Genomic DNA, 11309 nt, shown 5'->3' on the forward strand with positions numbered 1-11309 from the left:
ATATTATAGATATTTAAGTTTTTCAAATAATTGCTTATTAGAAAAAATCATTACTCATATTCAAAAACAAATACATGTATTTAGTAGAAAAATGATAGCAGTATACACATAATAGTAAAATAAAAAAATAAATTACCTTAAAAATCCAAATAATATTTGGGTTTATTAAGTATACTCAAAAAAAGACCTAACGGTCTAAAATGCTATAATAAATGTAAATTTATTCATAAATAAAACAAAAATGGCAAGTAGAAACTTTTTTAAAGTTCACTTGCCGAATTTAAGTTCAACTTAAATTTACCATAAAAATTATTTCATTTGTTTATTTTGTGTAACAATTTAAAACACTTTTAAATTTAGAACTATTTATATATGTATTGAAATTTGTCGAATTCTGTATTAAATTATAACTTGTTGTTTTAATAAAACAAGAAAGGAGATAAGTATGGAAAAATTAATGAGTTTAATCGGGGTCATTGTTCTTCTTGGAACTGCATTCTTGCTTTCCGAAAACAAGAAAAAAGTAAACTGGATTTTAGTTGCTAAGGGTCTTACTATCCAAATCGTATTTGCACTTGTAGTTTTAAAGTGGCCTACAGGTCAAAAAATATTTGATGTTATAAGTAGAGGAGTAACTAAGTTACTTGACTTTACAAAGTATGGAACAACATTCTTATTTGGTGACTTGATTGATACAAACAAATTTGGACTTATATTCGCACTACAAATACTTCCAACAATAATATTCTTCTCAGCCCTAATGAGCGTACTTTATTATCTTGGAGTAATGCAGGCTGTTGTATCATTCCTTGCAAAGATAATGCTAAAGCTTCTTGGAACATCAGGTGCTGAATCACTTTCAAATACTGCAAATATATTCCTTGGACAAACAGAAGCTCCACTTCTAATTAAACCATACGTAAATGATATGACTCGTTCAGAGCTACTTACAATAATGGTTGGTGGAATGGCAACTGTTGCAGGTGGAGTTATGGCAGGGTATATTGCAATGGGAATTGATGCAGGGCACCTAATAGCAGCAAGCCTTATGGCTGCACCAGCCAGCTTAATGATTTCAAAGATAATGCTTCCTGAAACAGAAGAGCCAAAGACAAAGGGAAAAGTTGATATGACCTTTGAAAAGATGGACGCAAATGTTATTGACGCTGCTGCACGTGGTGCTGCTGAAGGACTTCAACTTAGTTTAAATGTTGGTGCTATGCTACTTGCATTTATAGCTTTAGTTTCATTAATAAATTATATAATTGCTAAGTTTGGATTACTTATAGGTATGAGCAATCTAAGCCTTGAATGGATAATGGGAAGAGTGTTTGCACCATTTACTTTCATAATAGGTGTACCATTTAAGGATATAATACAAGCTGGAAGCTTACTTGGCCAAAAGATAGTTATAAATGAATTCTTTGCCTTTGCAAATCTTGCTGAACTTGTAAAAACAGGTGCATTAGATAAGAGAACTATAACACTTTTAACATATGCACTTTGTGGTTTTGCAAACATAAGCTCAATTGCAATACAAATAGGTGGAATTGGTGGTCTTGCACCAAATAGACGTTCAGATATTGCAAAACTTGGAGTTAGAGCTCTAATTGGTGGAACACTTGTTGGACTTTTAAATGCAGCAATAGCAGGAATATTACTATAAAAAAGGATTGCCCTTGGGCAATCCTTTTTTATAGTATATAAGTTATAAGGGATTGCCTTATGGCAATCCCTATATTTTATTAATACATATCTGGCATTCCGCCTGGCATTGCTGGAGCCTTTTCCTTTTCTGGAAGTTCAGCAACTACAGCTTCTGTTGTTAGGAATGTTGAAGCAACTGATGCAGCGTTTTGAAGTGCTGATCTTGTAACCTTAGTTGGGTCAACTATTCCGTTTTCAATCATATTGATGTATCTTTCGTGTAGAGCGTCAAATCCTACACCCTTATCTGATGCCTTAACTCTTTCTACTACAACTGCACCATCAAATCCAGCGTTTTCAGCTATTTGTCTAACTGGTTCTTCAAGTGCTCTCTTAACTATGTTTATACCAACCTTAACGTCTTGTTCTGTTTCCTTTTCAGCAAGTTCTGCAACTGCTGGAATTACGTTGATGTATGCTGTACCACCACCTGGCACTATACCTTCTTCTACAGCAGCCTTTGTAGCATTTAGAGCGTCTTCTATTCTTAGTTTCTTTTCCTTAAGTTCTGTTTCAGTAGCAGCACCAACCTTGATTACTGCAACTCCACCTGCAAGCTTAGCAAGTCTTTCTTGTAGTTTTTCTCTATCGAAGTCTGAAGTAGTTTCTTCTATTTGAGCTCTTATTTGAGCAACTCTTGCCTTAATTTCTTCCTTATCTCCTCTACCGTTTACGATAGTTGTATTTTCCTTTGTAATCTTAACTCTTTCAGCACGTCCAAGCATTGTGATGTCTGCTTCCTTTAGGTCTCTTCCAAGTTCTTCTGAAATTACTTGACCACCTGTTAGGATAGCAATGTCTTGTAGCATTTCCTTTCTTCTGTCACCAAAACCTGGAGCCTTAACAGCAACACAAGTGAATGTTCCTCTTAGCTTGTTAACAACAAGTGTTGCAAGTGCTTCACCTTCAACGTCTTCAGCTATGATAAGTAGCTTTCTTCCTTGTTGAACGATTTGTTCAAGAACTGGAAGAATATCTTGGATATTTGATATCTTCTTGTCTGTAATTAATATGAATGGATCGTCTAAAACTGCTTCCATCTTTTCAGCATCAGTTACCATATATGGGCTGATGTATCCTCTATCAAATTGCATACCTTCAACAACTTCAAGTTCTGTTCCCATTGTCTTTGATTCTTCTACTGTGATAACTCCTTCGTTACCTACCTTTTCCATAGCATCAGCTATAAGTTGACCTATTTCTTCGTCTGCAGCTGATATTGATGCAACTCTTGCTATGTCTTCCTTACCGTTAACTTGCTTTGATATCTTCTTTATTTCATCAACAGCAACGTCAACAGCCTTCTTAATACCAGTTCTAACTAACATTGGGTTTGCACCAGCTGTAACGTTCTTTAATCCTTCTCTTATTATAGCTTGTGCAAGTAGTGTTGCAGTTGTAGTACCATCACCTGCAACATCATTTGTCTTAGTTGCAACTTCCTTAACAAGTTGAGCACCCATATTTTCATATGGATCTTCTAATTCTATTTCTCTTGCTATTGATACACCGTCGTTAGTTATAAGTGGTGCACCAAACTTCTTATCAAGTACAACGTTTCTTCCCTTTGGTCCAAGTGTTATTTTAACAGTGTTAGCAAGCTTATCAACACCTCTTTGCATTGCACGTCTTGCTTCTTCACCGAACATTATTTCCTTTGCCATATTTCTCTACCCCCTTTAAAATTATTCTACTATTGCAAGGATATCATCTTGTCTTAGGATTGTGTACTCAACACCATCAATCTTAACTTCGTTTCCTGCATATTTTGAGAATATTACCTTATCTCCAACCTTTACTTCCATCTTTACTTCTTTTCCGTCAACATATCCCCCTGGTCCTACTGCAATAACTTCTGCCATTTGTGGCTTTTCCTTTGCTGAACCTGGTAGAACAATTCCGCTCTTAGTTGTCTCTTCAGCTTCAATCTTTTTAATTACTACTCTGTCACCAAGTGGTCTAAGATTCATTCTAACCCCTCCTTAGACTATATTTTTATGTAAATTTTTTTGTTATCTTTGTTTGTTAGCACTCACTATGTACGAGTGCTAATCACACTTATAATATTAAATATTTTTTATTTTATAATCAACTCTGTAAATATTAGCTAAATCTTTATGTATTCCATATTATCGTAATTTTAGTTTAATTATCTACTTCTTTCACTTGAATTTGCATTTTTTCTTTTTATTTTAATATTATCCAATTCATACACATCTAATATTATTGCCAAGTATTATAAAGTTATGCATTTATAAACTATATATTTATAATTGATTTTAATAAAAAAGTCCCATAAAGTTTTTAAGCCATATCTTTAATATAAATTAAAAGCCTAAAAACTCCTTATGGGACTAATCTGGTTTATGTATTTCATTACTTTATAATCTGAATCTTTCTAACTCCTGGCAGGTTCTTAATGATATCAATTAATTCATCTGGATTTTGGTTTAGGGCTATTGTATCTATGGACATTGAAACCATTGCAAAATCCTCTTGAGGTATACTTTGGTTTATTGTAAGTATGTTCCCATTTGCCTTTGCAACAACATCTAATATTTTTGAAAGAACACCCGATATATGATCAAGTATCATTGCAAGTGTAAGTATTTGAGTTTTGTTTTCATAAAACTCAAATATGCTGTCCTTATACTTATAGTAGGTACTTCTACTTATTCCTACTTCTTTAACTGCATCATTTACTCTGTTGTACTTTCCTTGATTTAAAAGCTTTTTTACCTCCATAACTTTAATAAATACTTCAGGTAATACTCCTGCCTCTACTACATAGTACTTCTTATTTTGCATTGTCCCCCTCCTTAAAATGCATCCTTCCCTTTAAATTCTCTTGCATAATAAAATAAATACTGCTGTGCAAAGCCAGCATAAAATTTAAATTTATCCCTTCCAAATTGACGTATTTTATTTAAACTAACATCTGGTGCAAGATAAAAATGTTGCATAACTCTTTTAACCCATACGTCAACAGGAAAGGCATCATACTTTTGCATAGAAAAGAGCAGAATACAATCTGCAACCTTTGGCCCTATTCCCTTAAGCTTTGTTAGCTCTTTAAAGGCTTCATCAGTATCAAGTTCCTTTATGATATTTAAATCTACTTCCCCATTGTATATCTTAGAAACAGTATCTACTATATAGGGTGCTCTAAAACCAACTCCACATTCCTCTAATTCTTTTATGTTTGCTCTTTTTAAACTATCTGGGGTTGGAAAAGAATAATATGTTTTACCCTCAAATTCAATTTCTTTTCCATATCTTCTTGATATATTTTCAACTGCTCTTTTTATCATTGGTATTCTGTTGTTGGCTGATATTATAAAGGATACTACTATCTCAAACATATCCTGATTTAAAATTCTAATACCCTCTCCATACCTTATTGCCTCTTTTAGTATTTTATCCCTTGAGAGCTCGCTTTTAATGTATCCATAATCTCTCTTTAAATCAAAATAATATTCCCATAATTTTTTATCTTCTATTCTTCCACCCTTTATATATATATCTTTACCCCTTTGAAAAATCCTTACTGCCCTGTCATAGGCTACTCCAACATAGCTTCCATCCTCTTGCTCATTCCACCTAAAACACTGCCCACAATCAAATATATGTTTAATATTGAAATCTTCTGTATTTTTTATAACTATTCCTTCTGTATATTCTTCAAATTTATACATAATAAAACACCTACCTAAGCTTCAAATCCTTATATATAAATCTTATAGTTATAATGTTTATTCCTGTTATATATTCAAACTCTTCCTTTATCTTTTTTATAATAGTTTCTGCAAGCTGGTTGAGAGTACACAGTCCCTTTACAGTTACATATATTGCAACTTCAATTCCTTCTTCCCTATTGTCTAACTTAATAGTATCAACCTTTAAGGCATCTGTTTCCCTTTCAACTATATAGGAAATTATATTTTTTATAACCGTTTCCGATACTGTAAATTTACCAAGATAGCTAAAGGTTGGCCTTACTATAGTTTTTTCTACATTTTGCTTCTTATTATCCCTAACTATTATGTTTTTTATAGAATCTATAAAATAACCCGAAAAACTCCTTTTAATCTCAAATACAGGGACAGGTATTACGTGCTTTCCTTCCTTTAATCTCTGCCTTCTTGCAGTTTCAATCTCCTCTTTAGTTGAAATGTCTTCTATATTTATAACTTCATATTTATTAGGTAGATTTAGTGCTTCAGTTATATGCTCAACCATATTTAAAGATGTTGCAAGAATCAAAATTCTATCTATATTAAGTTCATTTAATTTTTCCTTTACTTGTCTTCTATGTTCATCCTCATAAAATATGGCCCTTTTGACTGCGGCCATTTTTGTTTTTTCTTTTTTTGCAGACACTCCTGCAACAACTCTTCCTTTATATATCAATAACCCATCATCAATAATACAATCTATATTATATAAGCTTGCAACCTGCATTGCTTTGTAGCTCTTTCCTGTTCCACTTTTCCCAACAAGGCATATTATTTCCATACCATCACCTTTTTTATTATTTCTTTTATTATATACGATATGTTTTGTTTAAGAAAGATTCAAATTAAAGAATTTTTACAAATTAAAAAGCCGAAGCATTATCGCTTCAGCTTCTCCTTTACCACATCCCATATATCATCCGTTTCAAAATTTAATTGCCAAGCCGACATTCCCTTCAAATCATATTTATTTATAAGGTCAAGTCTATACCCCATTGATTTTGCATTTTCAAGCCAAACAAGATGCCTATTACCATCCTTATCAAAATATTCTCCAACATCCTGTTTTGCATTGTTATCAAAGTAGATATTACCTCCATATTGTTTTATAATATCTACTGCCTGCTGCATTTTCAAAACATTTGAATCAAATGCTTGATTAGTGTTTTGTGCCACTTTAAAATCTCTTAAATAAAATGGCACTCCAAGAATAAGCTTGTCCTTTGGAACTTTAAGGGCAAGTATTTCATTTATTCCCTGTTCAACCCAAGGAAGTGAACCAACAGAACCTGCGACTGGTGAACCTTTATAGTGTTCATCATAGGCCATATACATCATATAATCGACTATATCAGATAGTGCCTTTCTGTCATAGAATCTTGACCATTTATCTGATGTTGATGGCTTTGTTACATCAATAGAAACCTTAATTAGAGGATTTTTAGCCTTTAGTCTATTTGTAAGTTCCCTTGTAAATGTGATAAGTCCCTCTTGGTTTTTAAGCCCAAGTCCCTCAAAATCTATGTTTATGCCATCTAAATTATATTTTTCTGCATAACCTACTACTTGATTTATAACCCTATCCATAACACTTTTATTGGTAAACATCGCATAGGCTCTATCTGCATCAAACTCTGCAAGCAGTGCCCAAACTTCATATCCATTTCTATGGGCTATTTTTACATATTCAGAATCTGCCTTATCTAAAACATTTATACTGTTTAAATTAGATGCAGAACCTATAATATAAAACCAGGTAGGGGATACTACATCAAGCCCTATACTTACTGAATTTTTAGTAATATATTTACTTTCTGGATTTTTTATATTGTAGTATTTCTTATTTTCATCCCTATTATAAACATAATGCCAAGCAAGCGTTATTTTTTCCTTAGGCGTGTAATTTATAATTTGTGCATTTTGTGCTAAAATATACCCCTCTGTGGCACCTTGTCTTATTTTATAATATGTTCCTCTATCCTCAAGAATTTTATATGTCTTTCCCTTAACTGCATATCTTTCATCCTCCACTCCATCTATCCCTTTTAAAATAGGAGTATCTTCCTTTATAACAATGTACTTACCTTCATTAGGTCCTTCTTTTAAGTTTAAAAGTTTTTTAGTATACCCACTATGGATATACCCTCTACTGGTTTTATAAAAACTTCCTGATTGTCCTATTACATCTACTACTTGTCCTTTAGAAAGATATCCAACTACTTTGTATATAATAGAAGGTCCACTTCTTATTGTCAGATTAGTTGCTGTTACCTCTACTTTAAAAGGTATAAAAATTGTTCCTCTACTTACGTTGTTTTGAGATGTTGTCTGTACCCTTTTTGTATACCAACTGTAGATATACCCTCTATTCGTTTTGTAAAAACTTCCTGATTGTCCTATTACATCTACTACTTGTCCCTTTGTATAGTACCCTACAATCCTATACTTTGTTGATGGTCCGCTTCTTATAGAAAGTTTTGTTGCTGTTATTTGTACTTTAAATTGAGAAGCTTCTGCCTTTGGCATAAAAACAGAAAATATTGATATAATAAAGGTAAACAGCAAAAACATAGACATTTTTTTCATTACCACACCCCCTTATTTGAATTATCGAAAAAAAATCAATTTTACTTTACATAATAAATTATGGTAAAATCTATATATAATTTTAAAAATCATATTGACATTTTTTTATATGAAGAGTATTATAATAGTAGGGATACCCCTTAAGGGTATATGAAAAGAATATTAATTCAGGAGGTAATATATATGGTAATGCACGTAACTGATAACAATTTCCAAAATGAAGTTTTAAATTCTGATGTTCCAGTACTTGTAGATTTTTGGGCTACTTGGTGTGGACCTTGTAAAATGCTTGCACCAGTTATAGAAGAAGTTGCTCAAAAGATGGATGGCGAAGTTAAAGTTGTTAAGCTTGATGTTGATGAAAACCCTGTAACTGCAAGCCAATATGGAATAATGAGTATCCCAACTCTTGTTCTATTTAAAGATGGTAAGCCTGTTGGAAAACTTGTTGGATTTAGGCCAGCTGATCAAATAGAATCAGCAATAAGAGGAGCTCTAAACCTATAATGTACGATATAGCAATAATCGGGAAAGGCCCAGCAGGGATTTCTGCTGCTATTAATGCCTACGCAAGAAACAAGAAGGTTATAATTTTCGGGCAGGATAGCAAGAAAATCCTCTGGGCTCCTTCTATTCCAAACTATGCAGGCTTACCAAACATAACAGGAACTGAGTTTATGGAAAGGCTAAATGACCATCTTAAAACAACAGATGCCTTTGTAGTTAATCAAAACGTTCTTGCTGTTTATTCTATGGGAACACACTTTAGTATTCAAGCTGGAACAGAAATGTATGAAGCCAAAAAGGTTATACTTGCAACAGGTGTTGACTTTAAAAAGACAATTGAAAATGAAGATAAGTTCTTAGGTTCTGGTGTTAGCTACTGTGCAACCTGCGATGCCCCACTATATAAGGGAAGGGTTGTAGCAGTAGTAGGATACAACCACGAATCAATTGAAGAAGCAAACTTTTTAGCAACTGTATGTAGCAAAGTATATTTTATACCTCAGATGAAGGAAGATTTATCAAATTTAGATAAAAATATTGAAGTTATAAATTCTAAACCATTAAGATTTGAAGGTTCCTTTAGTGCCGAAAAGTTAATTCTTGAAAATGGAGAAATTACTGCTGACGGTTTCTTTGTACTAAAGGACAGCTATCCTTTAACTTCACTTGTACCAGGACTTGAAGTGGATGGACCTCACGTTAAGGTTGATAGGAATATGGAAACAAATATAAAGGGACTTTATGCTGCAGGTGATGTTGTTGGAAAGCCATATCAAATAGCAAAGGCAGTAGGCGAAGGACAAATAGCTGCCCTTAATGCCTGTGAATAAAGGTGCCAGTTAGGTGAGATGCGAATAAAACCGCCTTCACCTAATCGGCACCTTTTTATATTTCTTTATTTATATGTGTAAAATCCTCTTCCTGTCTTTCTGCCTAAGTATCCAGCCCTTACCATCTTTCTTAATAATGGGTGTGGTCTATATTTTGAATCACCTGTTTCATTATATATAGTTTCCATAATAGCAAGATTAACATCATTCCCTATAAAGTCTGCAAGTTCAAGTGGTCCCATAGGATGATTTGCACCAAGTTTCATAGCTTTATCAATGTCCTCTACTGTTGCAACACCTTCTGCAAGAAGAGCTACTGCTTCATTTATCATTGGTATTAAAAGCCTATTTACAACAAATCCTGCAGATTCCTTAACTTCAATTGGTTCTTTGCCAATTTTCATAGATATATCCTTAATTTTTTCAAAGGTTTCATCAGAAGTTGCAATACCTCTTATGATTTCTATTAGTTTCATAACTGGTGCTGGATTAAAAAAGTGCATTCCTATTACCTTATCTGGCCTTTTGGTTGCTGCTGCTATCTCTGTAATTGATAGAGAAGATGTATTTGTAGCAAGAACTGTATCTTCTTTACATATTACATCAAGCCTACTGAATATATCCTTTTTTACCTCCATATTTTCATAAACAGCCTCAACAACCAAATCTGCATCCTTTGCATCTTCGATATTTACTGATTTTGTTATATTGTTTAATATGCTGTTCTTTTTATCCTCATCCATCTTTCCCTTCTCAACAAGCTTAGTTAGAGACTTATTTATTAAGTTATACCCTCTTTCTACATACTCATCTTTTGTATCATACATCCCTACACTAAAACCACTTTGGGCAAAACACTGAGCTATTCCACTGCCCATTGTCCCACAACCTACAACAAATACCTTCATAATAAATCCCCCCTACATTACTTCACAGGATTGTCTATAGGCCTTAATTTCCTTAATAAGTTCTGGAACAACCTTATACAGGTCTCCAACTATCGCAAGGTCTGCAACTGCCATAATTGGTGCATCAGAATCCTTATTTATAGCAACTATATATTCACTCTCCTGCATACCTGCAAGATGCTGAATTGCACCTGATATGCCGCAGGCAATGTATAGCTTTGGTCTTACTGTCTTTCCTGTCTGCCCAACTTGTCTATCCTTTTCAATCCATCCTGAATCAACAGCTGCCCTTGAGCCTGCAACTATTCCACCAAGGGTATCTGCAAGCTCCTTAAGTAATGTAAATCCTTCCTTGCTTCCTACTCCACGTCCACCTGATACTATAATGTCTGCCTCTGTTATGTCTATCTTCTCCTTCATTGATTTTACTATCTCTTCAATCTTAACCTTTATATCATCCTCTTTTATGTTAATATCAAACCTTTCAACTTCCCCTCTTCTTTCATAATCTGCACAGGGGACGCTAAATACTCCTGGTCTTACTGTAGACATTTGAGGTCTATGGTTTGGACACTCAATTGTTGCCATAATATTTCCGCCGAAGGCTGGACGAGTCATAAGGAGGTTCTTTGTTTCATCATCTACATCAAGGCCTGTACAGTCTGCTGTAAGACCTGTCTTAAGCCTTGCGGCAACCCTTGGGCCAAGGTCTCGTCCTATGTAGGTTGCACCTATGAATATTATCTCTGGATTCATCTTTTTTGCAACTTCGCAAATTGCCTTTGTGTAGGCATCTGTTGTATAGTGTTTTAGGTGAATGTTATCTATTAATACAACCCTATCTGCACCGTGGTGTATTAGAGTATCTGTGAGTTTGTCTACTTCATATCCAAGAAGAAGNGCCACAACTTCNCCATCAAGTTTATCTGCAATCTCCCTTGCCTTACCTAAAAGCTCAAGGCTAACCTTTTGAAGATTTCCATCCCTTTGTTCAGCAATAACAAAAACACCCTTTTTCATACTATCGCCTCCTTATA

At 33.9% G+C, this 11309-nt stretch carries 11 protein-coding genes; 3 read left to right on the plus strand and 8 right to left on the minus strand.

From position 1 onward, the window contains the following. Window positions 1-445 precede the first annotated feature (445 nt). Window positions 446-1666, plus strand: a complete 1221-nt coding sequence (locus tag A3M9_RS0111445; protein ID WP_027309323.1) for a NupC/NupG family nucleoside CNT transporter — start codon at window positions 446-448, stop codon at window positions 1664-1666. 79 nt (window positions 1667-1745) lie between these two features. Here the strand turns inward: A3M9_RS0111445 and groL are convergent, their stop codons facing one another. The 6 genes from groL to A3M9_RS14310 all read right to left on the minus strand — a co-directional run bounded on the left by groL (window position 1746) and on the right by A3M9_RS14310 (window position 8027). Next, the gene (gene groL, locus A3M9_RS0111450; RefSeq protein ID WP_027309324.1) at window positions 1746-3371 is read right to left on the minus strand and encodes a chaperonin GroEL; all 1626 of its coding nucleotides are present in this window, start codon (window positions 3369-3371) and stop codon (window positions 1746-1748) included. A 21-nt stretch (window positions 3372-3392) separates the two neighbouring features. Next, window positions 3393-3677, minus strand: coding sequence for a co-chaperone GroES (gene groES / locus A3M9_RS0111455; protein ID WP_027309325.1), 285 nt, complete (start codon window positions 3675-3677; stop codon window positions 3393-3395). Between the two features lie 406 nt (window positions 3678-4083). Continuing rightward, a complete protein-coding gene (locus A3M9_RS0111460; protein ID WP_027309326.1) occupies window positions 4084-4515 on the minus strand; it encodes an ACT domain-containing protein in 432 nt (143 codons plus the stop codon). Between the two features lie 11 nt (window positions 4516-4526). Continuing rightward, complete coding sequence (locus tag A3M9_RS0111465) at window positions 4527-5402, minus strand: DNA-3-methyladenine glycosylase (RefSeq protein WP_035166547.1); 876 nt, start codon at window positions 5400-5402, stop codon at window positions 4527-4529. 10 nt (window positions 5403-5412) lie between these two features. After that, window positions 5413-6222, minus strand: coding sequence for a hypothetical protein (locus tag A3M9_RS0111470; protein WP_027309328.1), 810 nt, complete (start codon window positions 6220-6222; stop codon window positions 5413-5415). Between the two features lie 98 nt (window positions 6223-6320). Beyond that, window positions 6321-8027 carry an SH3 domain-containing protein gene (locus tag A3M9_RS14310; RefSeq protein ID WP_051350728.1) on the minus strand — a complete coding sequence of 569 codons (1707 nt, stop codon included), beginning with the start codon at window positions 8025-8027 and terminating at the stop codon, window positions 6321-6323. Window positions 8028-8210: 183 nt separating this feature from the next. Here A3M9_RS14310 and trxA point away from each other — a divergent pair, with 183 nt between their 5' ends. Together trxA and A3M9_RS0111485 are read left to right on the plus strand one after the other, a co-directional pair. Beyond that, a complete protein-coding gene (gene trxA / locus A3M9_RS0111480) occupies window positions 8211-8534 on the plus strand; it encodes a thioredoxin (RefSeq protein WP_027309329.1) in 324 nt (107 codons plus the stop codon). Then, the gene (locus tag A3M9_RS0111485) at window positions 8534-9364 is read left to right on the plus strand and encodes an NAD(P)/FAD-dependent oxidoreductase (RefSeq protein WP_035166549.1); all 831 of its coding nucleotides are present in this window, start codon (window positions 8534-8536) and stop codon (window positions 9362-9364) included. Before trxA ends, A3M9_RS0111485 begins: the two co-directional genes overlap by 1 nt. 65 nt (window positions 9365-9429) lie before the next feature. On the opposite strand, the gene A3M9_RS0111490 is transcribed toward A3M9_RS0111485, so the two are convergent. After that, window positions 9430-10275, minus strand: a complete 846-nt coding sequence (locus A3M9_RS0111490; protein WP_027309331.1) for a 3-hydroxybutyryl-CoA dehydrogenase — start codon at window positions 10273-10275, stop codon at window positions 9430-9432. 9 nt (window positions 10276-10284) lie between these two features. Continuing rightward, window positions 10285-11292: an electron transfer flavoprotein subunit alpha/FixB family protein gene (locus A3M9_RS0111495; protein ID WP_027309332.1), complete on the minus strand. Its 1008-nt coding sequence runs from the start codon at window positions 11290-11292 to the stop codon at window positions 10285-10287. Between the last annotated feature and the right edge of the window lie 17 nt (window positions 11293-11309).

Origin of the sequence: Caloramator sp. ALD01 (assembly GCF_000472625.1) — a bacterium.
Lineage (GTDB): Bacteria > Bacillota > Clostridia > Clostridiales > Caloramatoraceae > Thermobrachium > Thermobrachium proteoclasticum.

Coding starts and splice junctions, on each gene's coding strand:
- A3M9_RS0111445 (WP_027309323.1), top strand. CDS start 446: ATGGAAAAATTAATGAGTTTAATCGGGGTCATTGTTCTTCTTGGAACT.
- groL (WP_027309324.1), bottom strand. CDS start 3,371: ATGGCAAAGGAAATAATGTTCGGTGAAGAAGCAAGACGTGCAATGCAA.
- groES (WP_027309325.1), bottom strand. CDS start 3,677: ATGAATCTTAGACCACTTGGTGACAGAGTAGTAATTAAAAAGATTGAA.
- A3M9_RS0111460 (WP_027309326.1), bottom strand. CDS start 4,515: ATGCAAAATAAGAAGTACTATGTAGTAGAGGCAGGAGTATTACCTGAA.
- A3M9_RS0111465 (WP_035166547.1), bottom strand. CDS start 5,402: ATGTATAAATTTGAAGAATATACAGAAGGAATAGTTATAAAAAATACA.
- A3M9_RS0111470 (WP_027309328.1), bottom strand. CDS start 6,222: ATGGAAATAATATGCCTTGTTGGGAAAAGTGGAACAGGAAAGAGCTAC.
- A3M9_RS14310 (WP_051350728.1), bottom strand. CDS start 8,027: ATGAAAAAAATGTCTATGTTTTTGCTGTTTACCTTTATTATATCAATA.
- trxA (WP_027309329.1), top strand. CDS start 8,211: ATGGTAATGCACGTAACTGATAACAATTTCCAAAATGAAGTTTTAAAT.
- A3M9_RS0111485 (WP_035166549.1), top strand. CDS start 8,534: ATGTACGATATAGCAATAATCGGGAAAGGCCCAGCAGGGATTTCTGCT.